Below are 18914 nucleotides of genomic sequence, written 5' to 3' on the forward strand. Positions count from 1 at the left end.
ACATGCCACGTAGCCTCAAGAAGGGCCCGTTCGTGGACGACCACCTGCTCAAGAAGGTGGACGCGCTGAACGAATCGGGCAAGAAGACGGTCATCAAGACCTGGTCGCGCCGCTCGACGATCATCCCGGATTTCCTGGGTCACACGATCGCCGTGCACGACGGCCGCAAGCACGTCCCGGTGTTCGTCACCGAGGCCATGGTGGGTCACAAGCTGGGCGAGTTCGCCCCGACGCGGACCTTCAAGGGCCACATCAAGGACGACCGCAAGTCGCGCCGCCGCTGAGCGGGCACGAAACCAGACAAGGGAAGTAGCGATGAACGCCCAGAACGACGCGACGGTCGAGGCCCTGCCTACGGCTTACGCGCGGGCTCGCTTCGTCCGGGACTCGCCGACCAAGGTGCGCCGGGTGATCGAGCTCATCAAGGGACGTAGCGCCGCCGACGCCTTGGCCGTGCTCCGGTTCGCCCCGCAGGCGGCCAGCGAGCCGGTCGCGAAGGTGCTCGCCAGCGCCGTGGCCAACGCCGAGAACAACCTTCAGCTGGACCCGGACACCCTCTGGGTCAAGAACGCGTACGCCGACGAGGGCCCCACCCTCAAGCGGATCCGCCCGCGGGCCCAGGGCCGCGCGTACCGGATCCGCAAGCGGACCAGCCACATCACCGTCGAGGTGGAGTCGCGTCCGGCCGTCGCGCAGAAGGCTCAGAGCAAGAAGAAGGCAGGTGGCCGGTAGTGGGCCAGAAGATCAACCCGCACGGTTTCCGCCTGGGTATCACCACGGACTGGAAGTCGCGCTGGTACGCCGACAAGCAGTACGCCGAGTACGTGGCCGAGGACGTCAAGATCCGCAAGCTCCTCGCCACGGGCATGGAGCGCGCCGGCATCTCCAAGGTCGAGATCGAGCGCACCCGTGACCGCGTCCGCGTGGACATCCACACCGCCCGGCCGGGCATCGTCATCGGCCGCCGCGGCGCGGAGGCCGACCGGATCCGCGGCGCGCTGGAGAAGCTGACCAAGAAGCAGGTCCAGCTGAACATCCTCGAGGTCAAGAACCCCGAGGCCGACGCCCAGCTGGTCGCCCAGGCGGTCGCGGAGCAGCTCTCCAACCGCGTGGCGTTCCGCCGCGCGATGCGGAAGGCGATCCAGACCTCCATGCGCTCGCCGCAGGTCAAGGGCATCCGCGTGCAGTGCGGCGGTCGTCTCGGCGGTGCCGAGATGTCCCGCTCCGAGCACTACCGCGATGGCCGCGTCCCGCTGCACACGCTGCGCGCCGACATCGACTACGGCTTCTTCGAGGCCAAGACGACGTTCGGTCGCATCGGCGTCAAGGTGTGGATCTACAAGGGTGAGCTCGTCGGTGGCCTGAAGGCCCGCGAAGCCCGTGACGCCGCCGAACGCGCGCCGCGTCGCGAGCGCAGCGACCGGCCGTCCCGCCCGCGTCGCTCCGGCGCCTCGGGCACGACCGCCACCTCGACCGAAGCCGGTCGTGCGGCCGCCGCCGCCACGACCGAGGCCCCGGCGGCCCCGGCCACCGAGACCGCAGAAAAGACGGAGGGCTGAGACGTGCTCATCCCGCGCAGGGTCAAGCACCGGAAGCAGCACTCCCCGAAGCGCCACGGCGCCGCCAAGGGTGGCACGAAGGTCAGCTTCGGCGAGTACGGCATCCAGGCGCTTGAGCACAGCTACGTGACGAACCGGCAGATCGAGTCCGCTCGTATCGCCATGACCCGTCACATCAAGCGTGGTGGCAAGGTGTGGACGACCATCTACCCGGACCGCCCGCTGACCAAGAAGCCGGCCGAAACCCGCATGGGTTCCGGTAAGGGTTCGCCCGAGTGGTGGATCGCCAACGTGAAGCCGGGCCGCGTGATGTTCGAGATCTCGTTCCCGAACGAGGAGACGGCCCGCGAGGCGCTGCGCCGCGCGATCCACAAGCTGCCCATGAAGTGCCGCATCGTGACCCGTGAAGGTGGTGAGTTCTGATGGCGAACGCTGGTGCTCTGGCATCGGAGCTGCGTGAGCTCACCGCGGAAGAGCTCGTCCTGCGTCTGAAGGAATACAAGGAGGAGCTCTTCAACCTCCGCTTCCAGATGGCGACCGGGCAGCTCGACAACAACCGCCGTCTGCGCACCGTCCGCACGGACATCGCGCGGATCTACACGGTCATGCGCGAGCGCGAACTCGGCCTGTCCGTTGCCCCCGACGCCGAGAGTGAAGGTGCCGCATGAGCGAGCCCACCACCGAGACGCCGGCCCGGAACGACCGCAAGGTCCGCGAGGGCTACGTCGTCTCGGACAAGATGAACAAGACGATCGTGGTCGAGCTCGAGGACCGCAAGAAGCACCCCCGTTACTCGAAGGTCGTCCGCACCACCTCCAAGGTGAAGGTGCACGACGAGAACAACGAGGCGGGCGTGGGCGACCGGGTCACCCTGATGGAGACCCGCCCGCTGTCGGCATCGAAGCGGTGGCGCCTGGTGCAGATCGTGGAGAAGGCCAAGTAAGCAGGGCTCTTTCGGGAGTTCTTAGTTCCGCAAGGCTCGCTCGTCGGGCGAGAACCGGCGCGACATACAGGAGTTGACGTGATCCAGCAGGAGTCGCGGCTTCGGGTAGCCGACAACACGGGTGCGAAGGAAATCCTCTGCATCCGCGTTCTCGGTGGTTCCGGGCGGCGCTACGCCGGCATCGGCGACATCATCGTCGCCACCGTGAAGGACGCCATCCCGGCCGCCGGGGTGAAGAAGGGCGACGTCGTCAAGGCCGTCATCGTCCGCACGGTCAAGGAGCGTCGTCGTCCGGACGGTTCCTACATCCGGTTCGACGAGAACGCCGCCGTGCTCATCAAGAACGACAACGAGCCCCGCGGCACCCGCATCTTCGGCCCGGTGGGCCGCGAGCTGCGCGACCGAAAGTTCATGAAGATCATTTCGCTCGCGCCGGAGGTGCTGTGATGAAGGTGAAGAAGGGCGACACGGTCGTCGTCATCGCCGGCAAGGACAAGGGCGCCAAGGGCAAGGTCATCCAGGCTTACCCCGAGCGCGACCGCGTGCTGGTCGAGGGCGTGAACCGGATCAAGAAGCACACGCGGATCAGCCAGACCCAGCGCGGCGCGCAGTCCGGCGGCATCGTCACGCAGGAGGCGCCCATCCACGTCTCGAACGTGATGGTCGTCGACTCGGACGGCAAGCCGTCCCGGGTGGGTTACCGCATCGGCGAGGACGGCAAGAAGGTCCGGATCTCGCGCCGGAACGGTAAGGACATCTGATGACCACCGCAGAGAAGGTCGCGCCGCGCCTCAAGGTGCGCTACCGCGACGAGATCAAGGGCCAGCTGCAGGCGGAGTTCTCCTTCGCCAACGTCCACCAGATCCCGGGCGTGGTGAAGGTCGTCGTGAACATGGGTGTCGGCGACGCCGCCCGTGACAGCAAGCTGATCGAGGGCGCGGTCAAGGACCTCGCCCTGATCACCGGTCAGAAGCCCGAGGTCCGGAAGGCCCGCAAGTCCATCGCGCAGTTCAAGCTGCGCGAGGGCCAGCCGATCGGCGCGCGCGTCACGCTGCGCGGCGACCGGATGTGGGAGTTCCTCGACCGGCTGCTGACCATCGCGCTGCCGCGTATCCGCGACTTCCGCGGGCTTTCGCCGAAGCAGTTCGACGGCCACGGCAACTACACGTTCGGTCTCAACGAGCAGTCGATGTTCCACGAGATCGACCCCGACTCCATCGACCGCCCGCGCGGCATGGACGTCACCGTCGTCACGACCGCCACGAACGACGACGAGGGCCGGGCGCTGCTGCGCAAGCTCGGCTTCCCGTTCAAGGAGAACTGAGCCGATGGCCAAGAAAGCACTGGTCCACAAGGCCGCGAAGAAGCCGAAGTTCGCCGTGCGCGCCTACACCCGCTGCCAGCGGTGCGGCCGCCCGCACGCCGTGTTCCGCAAGTTCGGGCTCTGCCGGATCTGCCTTCGCGAGATGGCGCACGCGGGCGAGCTGCCCGGCGTCCGCAAGTCCAGCTGGTAAGAGCTTCTTTAAAAACTCCACTTCGCCACAGGCCCCGCCCCTCAGTTTGGGGCGGGGAACCAGGGCGAGAAAGGTTGACAGGTCACCATGACGATGACCGACCCCATCGCAGACTTCTTGACGCGTCTGCGCAACGCGAACTCGGCGTACCACGACGAGGTCAAGCTCCCGCACTCGAAGCTCAAGGCGAACATCGCCGAGATCCTCAAGCGCGAGGGTTACATCGCGGGCTACCACGACGAGCCGGGCGAAAAGCACAAGAACCTCGTCGTCGAACTCAAGTACGGCCCCAACCGTGAGCGGAGCATCGCCGGCCTGCGGCGCGTCTCCAAGCCCGGTCTGCGGGTCTACGCAAAATCGACCGAACTGCCGTCCGTTCTCGGCGGCCTGGGCATCGCGATCATCTCGACGTCCGGTGGCCTCCAGACCGACCGGCAGGCCAAGCGCAACAGCGTGGGCGGCGAAGTCCTCGCCTACGTCTGGTAAGGAAGGGGGCACAGACATGTCACGCATCGGAAAGCTGCCGGTCGCCGTCCCCTCCGGGGTCGAGGTGACCATCGACGGTCAGCACATCAAGGTCAAGGGGCCCAAGGGCACCCTGGAGCACACCATCGCCGAGCCGATCACCGTCGAGCGCGGTGAAGACGGCACGCTGCAGGTGAAGCGCCCGGACGACGAGCGCACCTCCAAGGCGCTCCACGGGCTCACCCGCACGCTGGTGAACAACCTCGTCGTCGGCGTCACCGCCGGCTACGAGAAGAAGATGGAAATCCACGGCGTGGGTTACCGCGTGCAGGCCAAGGGCTCGGACCTCGAGTTCGCCCTCGGCTACTCGCACCCGGTGAAGATCGAGGCCCCGGAGGGCATCACCTTCAAGGTGGAGACCCCGACCCGGTTCTCGGTTTCCGGCATCGACAAGCAGAAGGTCGGCCAGATCTCGGCCGTCATCCGCAAGCTGCGTCGCCCGGACCCGTACAAGGGCAAGGGCCTGCGCTACGAGGGTGAGAAGATCCGCCGCAAGGTCGGAAAGACGGGTAAGTGATCATGAGCGACACGACTACGAAGCGCAAGCCGGTGGGCAAGGACATCTCGACCCGCCGCCGCGTCGCGAAGGCCCGTCGGCACTTCCGCCTCCGCAAGAAGGTCTCGGGCACGGACCAGCGTCCGCGCCTGGTCGTCAAGCGGTCCTCGCGGCACATCGCCGTGCAGGTGATCGACGACCTCGCCGGCCGCACGCTGGTGTCGGCGTCCACCCTCGAGGCGGACGTCCGGGCGCTGGACGGCGACAAGAAGGCCAAGGCCGCCAAGGTCGGGGCCCTGGTCGCCGAGCGCGCCAAGAGCGCCGGGATCTCGGCCGTGGTGTTCGACCGTGGCGGCAACGCCTACCACGGCCGCATCGCCGCGCTCGCCGACGCCGCCCGCGAGGCGGGGTTGGAGTTCTGACGATGCAGCAGTTCGTGAATGGAAGGAAAGCCTGATGCCGGGACGTACACGGCAATTCGGCGGCGGCCAGGGTGGACCCGGCGGGCAGGGCGGCAACGACCGCGGTGACCGTCGCGACCGCCGTGACCGGCGCGACAGCGGCCGTGGCGGGGCGGCCCAGGACAAGACCCCGCACCTCGAGAAGGTCGTGACGATCAACCGCGTCGCCAAGGTCGTCAAGGGCGGTCGTCGCTTCAGCTTCACCGCCCTGGTGGTCGTCGGCGACGGCGACGGTCAGGTCGGCGTCGGCTACGGCAAGGCCAAGGAAGTTCCCGCGGCCATCGCCAAGGGCGTCGAGGAAGCGAAGAAGAACTTCTTCCGCGTCCCGCGCGTCGGCGGCACCATCCCGCACCCGATCCAGGGTGAGGAAGCCGCCGGTGTCGTGCTGCTCCGCCCGGCGTCCGCCGGTACCGGCGTCATCGCCGGTGGCCCGGTGCGCGCGGTGCTGGAGTGCGCGGGTGTCCACGACGTGCTGTCGAAGTCGCTCGGCTCCGACAACGCGATCAACATCGTGCACGCGACCGTGGCGGCCCTCAAGGGCCTGCAGCGTCCCGAAGAGGTGGCGGCCCGCCGTGGCTTGCCGCTCGAGGACGTCGCCCCGGCCCGGATGCTGCGCCAGCGTGCCGGCCAGGGGGTCTGACATGGCTCAGCTCAAGGTCACGCAGGTCAAGAGCAAGATCGGCACGAAGCACGCTCACCGCGAGTCGCTGCGCACCCTCGGGCTGCGCAAGATCCGCCAGAGCGTCGTGCGTGAAGACACCCCCCAGGTGCGCGGCCTGATCCACACCGTCCGCCACCTGGTGGAGGTCGAGGAGGTCAAGGCATGACGGCCATCAAGATCCACCACCTGCGTCCGGCTCCGGGCGCCAAGCGCGACAAGATCCGCGTGGGCCGTGGTGAGGGTTCGAAGGGCAAGACGGCCGGTCGCGGTACGAAGGGCACCAAGGCCCGGAAGAACGTGCCCGCCGGGTTCGAGGGTGGGCAGATGCCCATCCACATGCGGCTCCCGAAGCTGCGTGGGTTCAAGAACCGCTTCCGCACCGAGTACCAGCCGGTGAACGTGGGCGACATCGCCCGCGTCTTCCCGGACGGCGGCAAGATCGGCGCCGAGGAACTCGTGCAGGGCGGCCTGGTCCGCAAGGGCAAGCTGGTGAAGGTCCTCGGCAACGGCGACCTCAACGGCGTCAAGCTGGACATCACGGCGGACGCCTTCTCCGGCTCCGCCAAGGAGAAGCTCGAGGCGGCCGGCGGTTCGGCCACCACCAACTGAGCTGTTCCGCGTTTCGAAGGCCCGTCTGGCTCGCGCCAGGCGGGCCTTCGGCGTGTCCGGGTTCCTTGCCGGGAGGCGGATCCGGACGGAGGATCGAGGAGTGGACAGAACACCGCGGGAGCCCGGCCCGCCGGAGGTGCCCGGATCGCCGTTGAGTTTCCCGGTCGAGGCTCCCCGGCTGGACGGCCCCGAGCCGGGCGCGGGGGCGCCGACGGGGGAGTCGCCGGCCGAGCCCTTGCAGTTCCCGGCTCCGGCCGCGCCCGGCGGTTTCGCTGGTGAGCCGCCGCAGCCTTCGTCGCCTGCGCCGCTGGCGTTCCCGACGGGTGCACCTCCCGCACAGCCTTCGCTACCTGCGCCGCTGGAGTTCCCAGTGGAAGCTCGGCGCCCGCCAGGCGCCCCGGCCCCGGCTCCACAACCCGCGCCGGGCGGTTTCGCCGGTGGGCAGCCACAGCCTTCGCAACCTGCCCCGCTGGAGTTCCCAGTGGAAGCTCCGCGCCCGCCAGGTGCCCCAGCCCCGGCCGTGCAGCCCGCGCCGGCCACCTACGCCAGCGAGCCGCCACAGCCGTCGCTACCAGCGCCGTTCCCCGTCGCGCAGCTGCCCGGCCTGCCACCCCAACCGCCCCAGCCGACACCCGTCGAGCCCGCCGAACCCGCCAAACCGGCCCCCGCCGGTGTCCTCCGCTTCCTCCCGCCGGTCCTCGCCCTCCTCGCGGCCCTCCTGACCGTCGCCGGGACCCTCCTGCCGCTCTTCCGCGTCCAAGAACAGCTCAACATCCGCCAACGGGCCTTCGAAACCCGCCTGGCCATCACCCAGACCGCCTGGGGCACCAGCATCGAAATCCCCGGCCAGGACGCCACCGAGCGCGCCGGCGCGCCACTGGGCGTGCCGCTCGTCCTCGCCGCCGTCCTGCTGCTCGCCGCCGCCTTCGTGGCCTTCTCGCGGCCCGTGCGCGGGCGGTGGCTCATCGGGGGAGCCGCCGTCTTCACCGCCGGCGTGGTCAGCACCGTCGCGATGAACCGGTTCGAGCTGAGCGCGCTCGTCGGCGACGTCGACCTCGAAGTCGTCACCGGGGCCGGGATGTGGCTGCTGGCGCTGGGCACCGCCGTGGCCGTGGCCGCCGCGGTCGTCGCGCACCTGGCCCTGCGGAAGCGCGACTGGGCCGATCCGGCCGTCGCCTACGCCGATACGCCGACGCCGCCGAGCGGGGTCGCGATCACCGTGCTCCCGCCCGAAGAACCCGGTTGACCGGCGGCGTTACCGTGAAGGCGTGTCGTGGCTGCTGGTCTTCTTCGGGGCGTCCCTGCTCATCGCGCTTACGCCAGGGGCGAACAACCTCCTGGGGCTCCACCACGGGATGACGCACGGTGTTCGCCGCGGGCTCGCCGGGCTGGGTGGCAGGCTGGCCGCGTTCAGCCTGTTGATCACGGCCGTCGCGGCCGGGCTGGGGCAGCTGCTGGCCGCGTCCGAGACCGCGCTCACGATCATCAAGTGGGCCGGCGTCGCCTACCTGCTCTACCTCGGCACCCGCCTGCTCTGGTCGACCTTCCGGGGCACGGCCGAAGCGCGCGAACCGGACATTCGCCCCGCCGGCGCGTGGCGCGTGGCCCGCAAGGAGTTCGGCGTCGCGATCACCAACCCGAAGGCGATCCTGATCTTCACCGCCTTCGTCCCGCAGTTCATCGACGCAGGTCACGGGCCGGTTCCGGGGCAGATCGCGCTGCTGGGCGCGGGGTATCTGCTGGTCGAGTTCCTGGCGGGCTCGGTCTACGTCGGCATCGGCGCCGCCGCGCGGCAGGCCAAGCTGTCGCGGCGGGCCCGGCGGCGGGTGGACCGCGGCACCGGCGTGGTCCTCGTCGGGCTGGCCGGCGTGCTCGCGTCGGCGAACGCCTGAGGCACAATCTGTCAAGAAATTCCGCCAAGACGGCGATGTGGATCAACCCGCCGGAGCAACCTTGGTACGGAAAACGCACACGGACTGCGGACACGCCCTGTGAAGCTGTTAGAGTCGGCGACACGCTTCGGGACGAGTGTGCCCCGAAGCGTTCCTGGCTTGCGTGCCAGTAGTGCTGTGTGTTCCCGCCGGCCACCGTGCCGGCCAAGCCGATCGTCGGTTGAGGACGGCCGACGACGCCGAGGAGGTCCCCCGCGTGTTCAGCGCCTTCCGCTCGGCTCTCGCGACGCCGGATCTACGCAAGAAGATCCTGTTCACGCTAGCCATCGTCGCGGTCTACCGAATCGGTGCGACCATTCCGGCACCCGGGATCTCGTACGGAGCCGTTCAGGCCTGTAGTTCCCAGGGCGGCCAGGAAGGCGTCTACCAGCTGCTGAACCTGTTCAGCGGCGGTGCGCTGCTGCAGCTGTCGCTCTTCTCGACCGGCATCATGCCGTACATCACGGCGAGCATCATCATCCAGCTGCTCACCGTGGTCATCCCGCGGTTCGAGGAGCTGAAGAAGGAAGGCCAGTCCGGCCAGGGCAAGCTGACCCAGTACACCCGGTACCTGACGATCGCGCTGGCGATCCTGCAGGCCACCGGCGTGGTCGCGCTCGCGGACCGCAAGCAGCTCTTCCCCGACTGCGATCAGCCGATCATCCCGGACAACAGCATCTACTCGCTGTCCCTCATCGTCATCACGATGACCGCGGGCACCGCCGTCATGATGTGGCTGGGCGAGCTGATCACCGAGCGCGGCATCGGCAACGGCATGTCCGTCCTGATCTTCCTGAACATCGCGGCGCGCATCCCGGCCGAGGGCGGCAACATCCTCAGCAACGCCGGCGGCGTCGGCCTGACGGTCGTCTGCATCTTCGGCCTGATCATCATCGCCAGCGTCATCTTCGTCGAGCAGGGCCAGCGCCGGATCCCGGTGCAGTACGCCAAGCGCATGATCGGCCGCCGGATGTACGGCGGCACGTCGACCTACCTGCCGATCAAGGTGAACCAGGCCGGTGTCATCCCGGTCATCTTCGCGTCGTCGCTGCTGTACCTGCCGGACCTGATCAGCCGCCTCGTCGGCGACCAGAACGCCAACTCCGGCTGGCAGGTGTTCATCAAGAACTACATCGTGAACCAGTCCAGCTGGGTGCACATCGCGCTGTACTTCGCGCTCATCATCTTCTTCACGTACTTCTACATCACGATCACGTTCAACGTGGACGAGCGTGCGGAGGAGATGAAGAAGTTCGGCGGGTTCATCCCGGGCATCCGCCCGGGCCGCCCGACCGCGGAGTACCTGAGCTTCGTGCTCGGCCGGATCACCCTGCCGGGCTCGCTGTACCTGGGCATCATCGCGATCCTCCCGAACTTCTTCCTGTCGTTGACCGGTAGCGGGAACAACCAGAACTTCCCGTTCGGCGGCACGGCTGTGCTGATCATGGTCGGTGTCGGGCTCGACACCGTGAAGCAGATCGAAAGCCAGCTGATGCAGCGCAACTACGAAGGGTTCTTGAAGTGACGCGGCTGGTTCTCGTGGGTCCGCCCGGCGCGGGTAAAGGCACGCAGGCGGTGGCCCTGTCCGAGCAGCTGCGGATCCCGCACATCTCGACCGGCGACCTGTTCCGCGCGCACGTCGGGCAGGAGACCCCGCTCGGCCAGGAAGCCAAGCGCTACCTGGACTCGGGCGAGCTCGTGCCCGACTCGGTGACGAACGAAATGGTCCGCGAGCGGCTCGCCGAGCCGGACGCGAAGGTCGGCTTCCTGCTCGACGGCTTCCCCCGCAACACCAAGCAGGCCGAGGTCCTCGGGGAGATCCTGGGCGACACCGACGTCTCGCTCGACGCGGTGATCCAGCTGCAGGTGCCGGAGGACGTCGTCGTCGGCAGGCTCATGTCGCGCGGCCGCGCGGACGACACCGAAGAGGTCATCCGCCGCCGTCAGCAGATCTACGTGTCGGACACCGCGCCGCTGCTGGAGTACTACGCCGACATCCTCGTGACCGTCGACGGCGTCGGCAGCGTCGAGGAGATCTCCGGCCGGGTCCTGGAAGCGCTGCGCGACCGCACGTGAATCTCGGAGGGTTGCGTGTTCTGCAAGTGCTCCGCCGCGGGCGCATGATCGAGGTCAAGACCCCGGACGAGCTGCAGGCGATGCGGGCGGCGGGTCTCGTCGTCGCCCGCACCCTGGCGGCCGTCCGCGCCGCGGCGAAACCGGGCGTCAGCACCGGCGAGCTCGACGAGCTGGCCGAGCAGACGATCCGGGATGCCGGCGCGGTGCCGTCGTTCAAGGGCTACCACGGCTTCCCGGCGTCGATCTGCGCTTCGGTGAACGAGCAGATCGTCCACGGCATCCCGGCGAAGACGCAGGTGCTGGCCGACGGCGACATCATCTCCGTCGACTGCGGGGCGATCCTCGACGGCTGGCACGGCGACTCCGCCGTGACGCTGGCCATCGGCGACGTCTCCGGCGCCGACCTGGCGCTCTCCGCGGCGACCGAAGCGGCGATGTGGGCCGGCATCGAGGCGGTCAGCGCCGGTGGCCGGCTGACCGACATCTCCTACGCCGTCCAGTCGGCCGCCGAACGCGCGGGCCGCGACGACGGCATCGAGTACGGGATGATCCTCGAGTACGGCGGCCACGGCATCGGCCGCCAGATGCACATGGACCCGTTCCTGCCGAACGTCGGCAAGCCCGGCAAGGGCCCGCGGCTCAAGCCCGGCATGGCACTGGCGATCGAGCCGATGCTGACCGGCGGCGGCGGGGAGACCCGCGAGCTGGACGACGGCTGGACGGTCGTCACGGCCGACGGCTCGCGCGCGGCGCACTGGGAGCACACCGTCGCGATCACCGAAGACGGCCCCTGGGTGCTCACCGCCCCGGAAGACGCCTGACCTGCGCGTTCACCCACACGTGGTGATCGCGGTCACGTCCACCTGCACGGTCCTTTAGCATGGTCACCCCCGGTTTGGGGGTCGCGACACGGCATGCGTACACTGTCAAGTCGGCGCACTTATCGCGCCCGGATCCTGCGCGCTCGTGAATTCACGATCTTGGGACTCGGGCACCAGTGTGCCACGCAACACCCCAACCCGGCACTAGTGCTCAGGTTGATCACGGGTGTGGCGACAGACGCTGTTGACAACGGAAATGCGGAGGACATGGCGAAGAAAGACGGGGCCATCGAGGTCGAAGGCCGCGTAGTCGAGCCGCTCCCCAACGCGATGTTCCGCGTCGAGTTGGAGAACGGTCACAAGGTCCTGGCACACATCAGCGGCAAGATGCGGCAGCACTACATCCGCATCCTGCCCGAGGACAGGGTTGTCGTGGAGCTCTCGCCCTACGACCTCTCTCGTGGTCGCATCGTCTACCGCTACAAGTGATCACGAAGAGCAGCTCAGAAGCAGGAGAGCAGAAGACGTGAAGGTCCAGCCGAGCGTCAAGAAGATCTGCGACAAGTGCAAGGTGATCCGCCGTCACGGCCGGATCATGGTGATCTGCGAGAACCTGCGGCACAAGCAGCGGCAGGGCTGATCGCCGAACCTTATTTTGGTTAGGACGGCGCTACGGATCGCAGGTCACCTGCCTGTGATCACCTTGCGCCGGCCGACGGCAGAATAAGGTTCGCTGCACTCGACCAGAGTGGATTGACGGCTACACAACCTCCCCGCACCTGCCGGGCCACGCGAGTGGTCCGGTTCACCCCCGGACTTCAGGCCGGGGCTGGGACACCCGAGGCGCAAGCCGAGGGCACGACAGGCGAGTCGGTCCCGGAACCGGACGGGGAGCAGACCTGAAGATGAATTCAATGAAGGAGCATCAGCGCCAATGGCACGACTCGCTGGCGTAGACCTCCCCCGCGAAAAGCGGTTGGAGATCGCGCTTACGTACATCTACGGCATCGGCCGTACCCGCTCGAAGCAGCTCATCAAGGCTGCCGAGCTGAACGCGGACACCCGCGTCAAAGACCTCAGCGATGACGACCTCGCGAAGCTGCGTACGTACATCGAAGAGAACTTCAAGGTCGAGGGTGACCTTCGCCGCGAGGTGAACGCCGACATCCGTCGGAAGATCGAGATCGGGTGCTACGAGGGCCTTCGCTGGCGTCGCGGACTCCCCGTCCGCGGGCAGCGCACGAAGACCAACGCCCGTACCCGCAAGGGTCCGAAGAAGACGGTCGCCGGCAAGAAGAAGGCTGGCAAGAAGTGAGCGTCCAGGGCAAGAAGGTCGTGCAGATGGGTGGCGTTCACCGCCGCGGCTCGGCTTGTGTCTCGCCCAAGGCGCTCTACGCCCGCCCGATGGCGCTCCGCAACCTGTACACCGACGCCGGTTCGATCATCCGGCGCGGCCAGGCCGAAGCGGTCGCCGCTCACCAAGAGAACGCGCGCTAACAGGAGAACCCTCAGAACATGCCACCGAAGTCTCGTACTGCGGCCGGGGCCAAGAAGGTCCGCCGCAAGGAAAAGAAGAATGTCGCGCACGGTCACGCGCACATCAAGAGCACCTTCAACAACACCATCGTCTCGATCACGGACCCGACCGGTGCCGTGATCGCGTGGGCGTCGAGTGGTCACGTGGGCTTCAAGGGCTCCCGTAAGTCCACCCCGTTCGCCGCGCAGATGGCCGCCGAGAACGCTGCCCGCAAGGCCGCCGAGCACGGCATGAAGAAGGTCGACGTCTTCGTGAAGGGCCCGGGTTCGGGCCGCGAGACGGCGATCCGCTCGCTGCAGGCGGCCGGCCTCGAGGTCGGCACCATCCAGGACGTGACCCCGCAGCCTCACAACGGCTGCCGCCCGCCCAAGCGGCGCCGGGTCTGAGGAACGGGGAGGAGTAAGAAGAAATGGCTCGTTACACCGGCCCCGCGACGCGTATTTCGCGTCGCCTCAAGGTTGACCTCATCGGCGGCGACCAGGCTTTCGAGCGTCGCCCCTACCCGCCGGGCCAGCACGGCCGCGGGCGCATCAAGGAGTCCGAGTACCTCCTGCAGTCGCAGGAGAAGCAGAAGGCTCGCTACACCTACGGCGTTCTCGAGCGCCAGTTCGTCCGGTACTACAAGGAAGCCGTCCGGCGTCCCGGTAAGACCGGTGAGAACCTGCTGCAGATCCTCGAGTCCCGCCTGGACAACGTGATCTACCGCGCCGGCATCGCCCGCACCCGCCGTCAGGCGCGTCAGCTGGTGAGCCACGGCCACTTCCTGGTCAACGGCGTCAAGGTCAACGTCCCGTCCTACCAGGTCACCAAGTGGGACATCATCGACGTGCGGCCGAAGTCGTTCGCGATGCTGCCCTTCGTCGTGGCCAAGGAGTCCTTCGGCGAGCGCCCCATCCCGGCGTGGCTGCAGGTCGTCCAGTCCAACCTCCGCGTGCTGGTCCACCAGCTGCCGGAGCGTGCGCAGATCGACGTTCCGGTTCAGGAACAGCTGATCGTCGAGCTCTACTCGAAGTAGTCCGGCCCCGGCTGGAGTACGGGCGGCGGCGCCCACAGTGCGCCGCCGCCGCGCCATCCCTTCGACGTCATATGGCGGGCGTCGTCTGGAAAGGAACTAGGAAGAAATGCTGATTTCCCAGCGGCCGGCTCTCGGCGAAGAGACGGTCAACGAGACCCGCTCCCGGTTCACCATCGAACCGCTGGAGCCCGGCTTCGGCTACACGCTCGGCAACTCGCTGCGTCGTACGCTGCTGTCGTCCATCCCGGGCGCGGCCGTGACGAGCATCCGCATCGACGGCGTGCTGCACGAGTTCACCACCGTTCCCGGGGTGAAGGAAGACGTCACCGACATCATCCTGAACCTCAAGGAGCTCGTGGTGTCCTCGGAAGAGGACGAGCCGGTCACCATGTACCTGCGCAAGCAGGGCCCGGGTGAGGTCACGGCGGCCGACATCGTGCCGCCGGCGGGTGTCACCGTGCACAACCCGGATCTGCACATCGCGTCGCTGAACGGCAAGGGCAAGCTCGAGATCGAGCTCGTCGTCGAGCGCGGCCGCGGTTACGTTCCGGCCCTGCAGAACAAGCAGGCGGGCGCGGAGATCGGCCGGATCCCGGTCGACTCGATCTACTCGCCGGTGCTCAAGGTGACCTACAAGGTCGAGGCCACCCGTGTCGAGCAGCGCACCGACTTCGACAAGCTGATCCTGGACGTCGAGACCAAGCCGTCGATCACGCCGCGCGACGCGGTCGCGTCGGCCGGCAAGACGCTGGTGGAGCTGTTCGGTCTCGCCCGCGAGCTGAACGTCGACGCCGAGGGCATCGAGATCGGCCCGTCGCCGCAGGAGGCGGACACCATCGCCGCCTACGCGATGCCGATCGAGGACCTGGACCTCACCGTCCGGTCGTACAACTGCCTCAAGCGCGAGGGCATCCACACGGTGGGCGAGCTCGTCTCGCGCAGCGAGGCGGACCTGCTCGACATCCGCAACTTCGGCGCCAAGTCGATCGACGAGGTCAAGCTCAAGCTCGTCGGCCTCGGCCTCGCGCTGAAGGACAGCCCGCCCGGGTTCGACCCGACCGCGGCTGCCGCCAGCTACGACGGTGAAGGCTGGTCGGAGGGTGTCGGTGGCATCGCCGACGGGATTTCGGACGGCCACGACGATGGCCAGGACTACGCAGAGACCGAGCAGCTCTGAGGCGCTGAGCCTGGACGCTGTGAGCTGAACTAGGAGAACCAATGCCCACCCCTACCAAGGGAGCCCGGCTCGGCGGGTCGTCCGCGCACGAGCGGCTGATCCTGGCCAACCTGGCCACGCAGCTGTTCGAGCACGGCAAGATCACGACGACCGAGGCGAAGGCCCGCCGGGTCCGCCCGCTGGCCGAGAAGCTGATCACGAAGGCGAAGCGGGGCGACCTGCACAACCGCCGTCAGGTGCAGAAGGTCGTCCGTGACAAGGACGTCGTGCACAAGCTGTTCGCCGAGATCGGTCCGCACTTCGCGGAGCGGGCGGGCGGCTACACCCGGATCACCAAGACGATGCCGCGCAAGGGCGACAACGCCAAGATGGCGGTCATCGAGCTGGTCCCGGAGAAGACGGTGACTTCGGAAGCCGAGCGCGCTCGCAAGACGAAGTTCGCCAAGGACGAGAAGGCCGCCGCCCCGGTCGCCGAGGAGACCACCACCGAGGCGCCCGCCGCCGAGGAGGCTCCGGCCGAGGACACCGCCGCTGCCGAGACCGAGGCCCCGGCTTCGGACGACGCCGACGCGGACGCCAAGAAGGACTGACGTCCTGACGGCTGGAAAGACACCGGACGAGCCCGCCACTCCCGCTGGGGAGGGCGGGCTCGTTCGTCTGCGCCTGGACGTTTCCTACGACGGCACGGACTTCTCGGGCTGGGCCCGCCAGCCGGGCCGCCGGACCGTCCAGGGGCTCCTGGAGGAGGCGCTGCAGCGGCAGCCACCCGGGGCGTCGGTGCCGAAGTCCGTCGTCGTGGCGGGCCGCACGGACGCCGGCGTGCACGCGACCGGTCAGGTGGTGCACGTCGACGTCGTACCGCTTTCTTCGCCGTCCGGCCGGATTCCCGTGTCGCCCGAAGGCATCCCGGACCTGGCGCGCATGACGGGCCGCTGGAACCGCCTCCTGCCCGGCGACGTCCGGGTCCTGGGCGCCCGGATCGCGCCCGAGGGTTTCGACGCGCGCTTCTCGGCGATCCGCCGGCACTACCGCTACCGGGTCTCGGACGCGCCGTGGGGCGTCGACCCGTTGCGCCGCCACGACACCCTGGCGTGGAACCGGCCACTGTCGACGGACGCCATGAACGCGGCCGCTTCGCAGCTGCTGGGGCTCAACGACTTCGCGGCGTACTGCAAGCAGCGTGACACCGGCACGACCATCCGCGAGCTGCAGCGTCTCGTGTGGACGCGGGTGGACGAGCACCTGCTGGAGGTCGAGGTCTCGGCGGACGCGTTCTGCCACTCGATGGTCCGCAGCCTGGTGGGTGTGCTCCTGCTGGTCGGCGACGGCCGCCGCACGGACGCGTGGCCGGCGAAGGTGCTGGAGAGCGGCATCCGCGACAGCGCGGTGGCCCCGGCCCACGGCCTCACCCTGCTCGGCGTCGACTACCCGCCGGACGCCGAACTCGCGGCCCGCGCCGAGCAGACCCGCAACGTCCGCACCGCGCCCTAGCCAAAAGCCGTGAAGGCCTCCTTACCGGCATTTATGACCGGTAAGGAGGCCTTCACGGCAGTTCGGCAGGTCAGTCGCCGCGGCGGACCGGGCCCAGGAGCTGCTGCTCCTTGCCGGTCGTCACCAGGCGCAGGGGGCGCCAGAGGTTGCGGCCCAGCGCCACCACCTGGTCGTCCTTCAACGTCGTCAGCTGCCGCATCATCTGCGGCGGCAGGCGCCAGATGCGGGCCGCCAGCTCGGCCTGGCCCGCCGGGAGGCGCTGCATCAGGACCAGGTCCGCCGCGTTGGCCGTCGCGCCCGCCTGCGGGTGCAGGTACGGGAGAACGTAGATCGTCGTCTGCCACGGCGACCGCGGCGGGAACAGGTCCTGCGGGGTCGGGCCGCCGTCGGTGACGACCAGCAGCGGCGCGTCCTCGGACGGCCTCGGCAGCTCGACCGGGGACAGCCGGCGGATCTGCACCAGCGGGGACGGCCGCCCGTCACGGCTGCCTGCCGCGCGGGAGAGCACCTGCCACTCCGTCGGGCGGCCCGTCGCCACCACGACCCACGCGCCGACCGCCATCGCGCGCATCGCCACCTGGCGGGCCAGGTAGAGACCGCCCACCAGCACGATCCGCGTCGGGGTCGAACGCAGCGCCGAGATCGTCAGCGGCTCGCCCTTGAGGCCCGAGCCGAGCACGATGCCGCCGCGGTCGCCCGAGGGGCTGATCGCGTCGAGCATCGCGGGGTCCACGGTGAACTCCGGCGACACCCCGGTGTTCTGCCCGGCGTCGCGGACGCGGGAAGTCATGCCGTACCTCCGATCGGCAGCGTCGCGGCGAACGCGGAGACCTGCAGCCCGCGCAACGGGGTCAGGTCCACGCCGAGCCGCTCGGACAGCGCGTTCAGCCGCTGGTCGGCGGCGTCGAGCTCACGCGGGTTGCGCGCGCTGACCCGGACCACGCCGCGCAGCCCGATCTTGCCTTCGTCGGACGCCGGGGAAATCGACATCGCGAGCGTCGCCGACAGCGCGCGGACGCTCGTGAGCGAGTCGAGGCTGCCGGAGATCTTGCCCTTCGGCCAGCCGGTGATCGCGTAGCTCGCGTGCCCGATGCCGGCCGCGGTCACCCCGGACCAGCGTTCCTGCAGCGTGACCTTGTTCGGCGAACCGGCGACGGCGGTGAGCTCGGCGGCCGAGATACCGGCCCGCAGCAGCTCGTCCGGGTCGAGCGGCCGGGTCGGCACGCCCTGGGACTCGAGCGCGTTGCGCACCCGCGAAAGCGCGCCGATCAGCGCGCGGTGGGCGCCGACGACGCCGCCGCCGCGCTCCCGGATCGCGGCCGGGCAGCGCTTCGGGTCGAGCCGGATCGCGACCCACGTCGTCCGCCGCGCCGCGGCGGGCAGCGGCCCGAGCACCTCCATGTAGGAGCTGAGGGCCGGCGAGTCCGACGGCAGCGCCGCGCTGCCCGGGTAGCAGTGCCAGATCATCTGGATGGAGTCGAGGACCACGCCGCGGTCTTCGAGGCACGGGGCCAGCGCCGACAGCGGCAGGCTCGGCGCGCCACCCGCCTGGGTGATCAGCGCCGGCGTCGGCTCGACGAGCAGCACCGCCGTCCACGTGCCGTCGTTCCAGGCGAGGCCGACCTGCTGGCGCTCGTGGTCGACGCCGTGCGCCACGACGAGGTCCGGCACCGCGATGCGGAGCAGGTTCACGCGCGCGTCGTCCGGACCGGTCACGGCGGTCTCTTCGGCCGCCAGCTCCTCGACGGTGCTCGGCGGCAGCGGGTTCGCGATCCGGTCGTGGGACCGGAACGAGTAGCGCAGCGTCAGCCCGACCCACTGGGTGAACCAGCGGCCGCGCCAGCGCAGCAGCGCGACGATGAGGGCGAGGCCGACGATGCCGATCCCGACGTACTTGAGCGACATGTCGATCGCGAGCAGCACCAGCCCGATCGCGAGGCCGACCTCGAGCACGACGAGGTTCGCCACGGGCAGCGGGCCGAGGTTGACGCCGGACGAGCGGCGCCGCGCAGGCGCGGCCAGTCGTGTCGCGCCGGAGGGGGGAGTGGGGCCGTCTTCGGGACCTTGCGGGCCACCCGAGCCGCCGGGACCACCCGGG

Annotated in this window: 32 protein-coding genes; 30 read left to right on the forward strand and 2 right to left on the reverse strand. The window is 69.0% G+C overall.

From position 1 onward, the window contains the following. Positions 1 to 2: 2 nt before the first annotated feature. The 30 genes from rpsS to truA all read left to right on the forward strand — a co-directional run bounded on the left by rpsS (position 3) and on the right by truA (position 16816). Entirely contained in the window at positions 3 to 284 is a 282-nt protein-coding gene (rpsS, locus tag G3I65_RS06110; RefSeq protein WP_003102083.1) for a 30S ribosomal protein S19, read from the forward strand. A gap of 31 nt (positions 285 to 315) precedes the next feature. Beyond that, a complete protein-coding gene (rplV, locus tag G3I65_RS06115) occupies positions 316 to 732 on the forward strand; it encodes a 50S ribosomal protein L22 (RefSeq protein WP_086857325.1) in 417 nt (138 codons plus the stop codon). Next, positions 732 to 1559: a 30S ribosomal protein S3 gene (gene rpsC, locus G3I65_RS06120; RefSeq protein ID WP_086857324.1), complete on the forward strand. Its 828-nt coding sequence runs from the start codon at positions 732 to 734 to the stop codon at positions 1557 to 1559. The genes rplV and rpsC overlap by 1 nt, the downstream gene beginning before the upstream one ends. Before the next feature lie 3 nt (positions 1560 to 1562). After that, positions 1563 to 1982, forward strand: a complete 420-nt coding sequence (gene rplP, locus G3I65_RS06125) for a 50S ribosomal protein L16 (RefSeq protein WP_004558864.1) — start codon at positions 1563 to 1565, stop codon at positions 1980 to 1982. Beyond that, a complete protein-coding gene (gene rpmC / locus G3I65_RS06130) occupies positions 1982 to 2227 on the forward strand; it encodes a 50S ribosomal protein L29 (RefSeq protein WP_086675500.1) in 246 nt (81 codons plus the stop codon). Before rplP ends, rpmC begins: the two co-directional genes overlap by 1 nt. After that, entirely contained in the window at positions 2224 to 2502 is a 279-nt protein-coding gene (gene rpsQ, locus G3I65_RS06135; RefSeq protein ID WP_004558866.1) for a 30S ribosomal protein S17, read from the forward strand. Before rpmC ends, rpsQ begins: the two co-directional genes overlap by 4 nt. Before the next feature lie 78 nt (positions 2503 to 2580). Next, positions 2581 to 2949, forward strand: a complete 369-nt coding sequence (gene rplN / locus G3I65_RS06140; RefSeq protein WP_004558867.1) for a 50S ribosomal protein L14 — start codon at positions 2581 to 2583, stop codon at positions 2947 to 2949. Then, positions 2949 to 3263 (forward strand): 50S ribosomal protein L24, encoded by a 315-nt coding sequence (gene rplX, locus G3I65_RS06145; RefSeq protein WP_086857322.1) that lies wholly within the window; start codon positions 2949 to 2951, stop codon positions 3261 to 3263. Before rplN ends, rplX begins: the two co-directional genes overlap by 1 nt. Continuing rightward, a complete protein-coding gene (gene rplE / locus G3I65_RS06150) occupies positions 3263 to 3826 on the forward strand; it encodes a 50S ribosomal protein L5 (RefSeq protein WP_125306115.1) in 564 nt (187 codons plus the stop codon). Before rplX ends, rplE begins: the two co-directional genes overlap by 1 nt. A 4-nt stretch (positions 3827 to 3830) precedes the next feature. Next, on the forward strand, positions 3831 to 4016 hold the full coding sequence (locus tag G3I65_RS06155; protein ID WP_004558870.1) for a type Z 30S ribosomal protein S14: 186 nt from the start codon (positions 3831 to 3833) through the stop codon (positions 4014 to 4016). An 87-nt stretch (positions 4017 to 4103) separates the two neighbouring features. Continuing rightward, entirely contained in the window at positions 4104 to 4502 is a 399-nt protein-coding gene (gene rpsH / locus G3I65_RS06160) for a 30S ribosomal protein S8 (RefSeq protein WP_004558871.1), read from the forward strand. A 16-nt stretch (positions 4503 to 4518) separates the two neighbouring features. Further along, entirely contained in the window at positions 4519 to 5058 is a 540-nt protein-coding gene (gene rplF / locus G3I65_RS06165; RefSeq protein ID WP_160695225.1) for a 50S ribosomal protein L6, read from the forward strand. A 2-nt stretch (positions 5059 to 5060) separates the two neighbouring features. Then, on the forward strand, positions 5061 to 5459 hold the full coding sequence (rplR, locus tag G3I65_RS06170) for a 50S ribosomal protein L18 (RefSeq protein WP_163046649.1): 399 nt from the start codon (positions 5061 to 5063) through the stop codon (positions 5457 to 5459). 34 nt (positions 5460 to 5493) lie between these two features. Continuing rightward, positions 5494 to 6138: a 30S ribosomal protein S5 gene (rpsE, locus tag G3I65_RS06175; protein ID WP_004558874.1), complete on the forward strand. Its 645-nt coding sequence runs from the start codon at positions 5494 to 5496 to the stop codon at positions 6136 to 6138. 1 nt (position 6139) lies between these two features. Continuing rightward, a complete protein-coding gene (rpmD, locus tag G3I65_RS06180) occupies positions 6140 to 6325 on the forward strand; it encodes a 50S ribosomal protein L30 (protein WP_033291195.1) in 186 nt (61 codons plus the stop codon). After that, the gene (rplO, locus tag G3I65_RS06185) at positions 6322 to 6768 is read left to right on the forward strand and encodes a 50S ribosomal protein L15 (protein WP_160695226.1); all 447 of its coding nucleotides are present in this window, start codon (positions 6322 to 6324) and stop codon (positions 6766 to 6768) included. The genes rpmD and rplO overlap by 4 nt, the downstream gene beginning before the upstream one ends. A gap of 520 nt (positions 6769 to 7288) precedes the next feature. Beyond that, positions 7289 to 8014 (forward strand): hypothetical protein, encoded by a 726-nt coding sequence (locus G3I65_RS06190; RefSeq protein ID WP_309235290.1) that lies wholly within the window; start codon positions 7289 to 7291, stop codon positions 8012 to 8014. 22 nt (positions 8015 to 8036) lie between these two features. Beyond that, positions 8037 to 8660, forward strand: coding sequence for a LysE family translocator (locus G3I65_RS06195; RefSeq protein ID WP_309235291.1), 624 nt, complete (start codon positions 8037 to 8039; stop codon positions 8658 to 8660). 256 nt (positions 8661 to 8916) lie between these two features. Then, positions 8917 to 10224 carry a preprotein translocase subunit SecY gene (secY, locus tag G3I65_RS06200; RefSeq protein ID WP_160695232.1) on the forward strand — a complete coding sequence of 436 codons (1308 nt, stop codon included), beginning with the start codon at positions 8917 to 8919 and terminating at the stop codon, positions 10222 to 10224. Next, positions 10221 to 10775 (forward strand): adenylate kinase, encoded by a 555-nt coding sequence (locus G3I65_RS06205; RefSeq protein WP_086862317.1) that lies wholly within the window; start codon positions 10221 to 10223, stop codon positions 10773 to 10775. Before secY ends, G3I65_RS06205 begins: the two co-directional genes overlap by 4 nt. A 44-nt stretch (positions 10776 to 10819) precedes the next feature. Further along, positions 10820 to 11596, forward strand: a complete 777-nt coding sequence (gene map, locus G3I65_RS06210; protein WP_160695233.1) for a type I methionyl aminopeptidase — start codon at positions 10820 to 10822, stop codon at positions 11594 to 11596. Positions 11597 to 11863: 267 nt separating this feature from the next. Then, positions 11864 to 12085 (forward strand): translation initiation factor IF-1, encoded by a 222-nt coding sequence (gene infA / locus G3I65_RS06215; protein ID WP_004558881.1) that lies wholly within the window; start codon positions 11864 to 11866, stop codon positions 12083 to 12085. Positions 12086 to 12122: 37 nt separating this feature from the next. After that, entirely contained in the window at positions 12123 to 12236 is a 114-nt protein-coding gene (rpmJ, locus tag G3I65_RS57040; RefSeq protein WP_004558882.1) for a 50S ribosomal protein L36, read from the forward strand. Between the two features lie 294 nt (positions 12237 to 12530). Beyond that, entirely contained in the window at positions 12531 to 12911 is a 381-nt protein-coding gene (gene rpsM, locus G3I65_RS06225) for a 30S ribosomal protein S13 (RefSeq protein ID WP_004558883.1), read from the forward strand. Next, positions 12908 to 13093: a hypothetical protein gene (locus tag G3I65_RS06230; protein WP_004558884.1), complete on the forward strand. Its 186-nt coding sequence runs from the start codon at positions 12908 to 12910 to the stop codon at positions 13091 to 13093. Before rpsM ends, G3I65_RS06230 begins: the two co-directional genes overlap by 4 nt. 18 nt (positions 13094 to 13111) lie before the next feature. Next, complete coding sequence (gene rpsK, locus G3I65_RS06235) at positions 13112 to 13519, forward strand: 30S ribosomal protein S11 (protein ID WP_004558885.1); 408 nt, start codon at positions 13112 to 13114, stop codon at positions 13517 to 13519. Between the two features lie 23 nt (positions 13520 to 13542). After that, complete coding sequence (gene rpsD, locus G3I65_RS06240; protein ID WP_160695227.1) at positions 13543 to 14148, forward strand: 30S ribosomal protein S4; 606 nt, start codon at positions 13543 to 13545, stop codon at positions 14146 to 14148. 106 nt (positions 14149 to 14254) lie between these two features. Continuing rightward, positions 14255 to 15325, forward strand: coding sequence for a DNA-directed RNA polymerase subunit alpha (locus tag G3I65_RS06245; protein ID WP_004558887.1), 1071 nt, complete (start codon positions 14255 to 14257; stop codon positions 15323 to 15325). 41 nt (positions 15326 to 15366) lie between these two features. After that, complete coding sequence (gene rplQ / locus G3I65_RS06250) at positions 15367 to 15915, forward strand: 50S ribosomal protein L17 (RefSeq protein ID WP_160695228.1); 549 nt, start codon at positions 15367 to 15369, stop codon at positions 15913 to 15915. A gap of 73 nt (positions 15916 to 15988) precedes the next feature. Then, on the forward strand, positions 15989 to 16816 hold the full coding sequence (gene truA, locus G3I65_RS06255) for a tRNA pseudouridine(38-40) synthase TruA (RefSeq protein ID WP_160695234.1): 828 nt from the start codon (positions 15989 to 15991) through the stop codon (positions 16814 to 16816). Positions 16817 to 16886: 70 nt separating this feature from the next. Here truA and G3I65_RS06260 read toward each other — a convergent pair whose 3' ends face one another. Continuing rightward, positions 16887 to 17606, reverse strand: a complete 720-nt coding sequence (locus tag G3I65_RS06260) for a hypothetical protein (RefSeq protein WP_086862313.1) — start codon at positions 17604 to 17606, stop codon at positions 16887 to 16889. Beyond that, the gene (gene eccE, locus G3I65_RS06265; protein WP_309235294.1) at positions 17603 to 18784 is read right to left on the reverse strand and encodes a type VII secretion protein EccE; all 1182 of its coding nucleotides are present in this window, start codon (positions 18782 to 18784) and stop codon (positions 17603 to 17605) included. Before eccE ends, G3I65_RS06260 begins: the two co-directional genes overlap by 4 nt. Positions 18785 to 18914 lie beyond the last annotated feature (130 nt).

It is taken from the genome of Amycolatopsis sp. SID8362 (assembly GCF_010550475.1).
GTDB classification, from domain to species: domain Bacteria; phylum Actinomycetota; class Actinomycetes; order Mycobacteriales; family Pseudonocardiaceae; genus Amycolatopsis; species Amycolatopsis eburnea.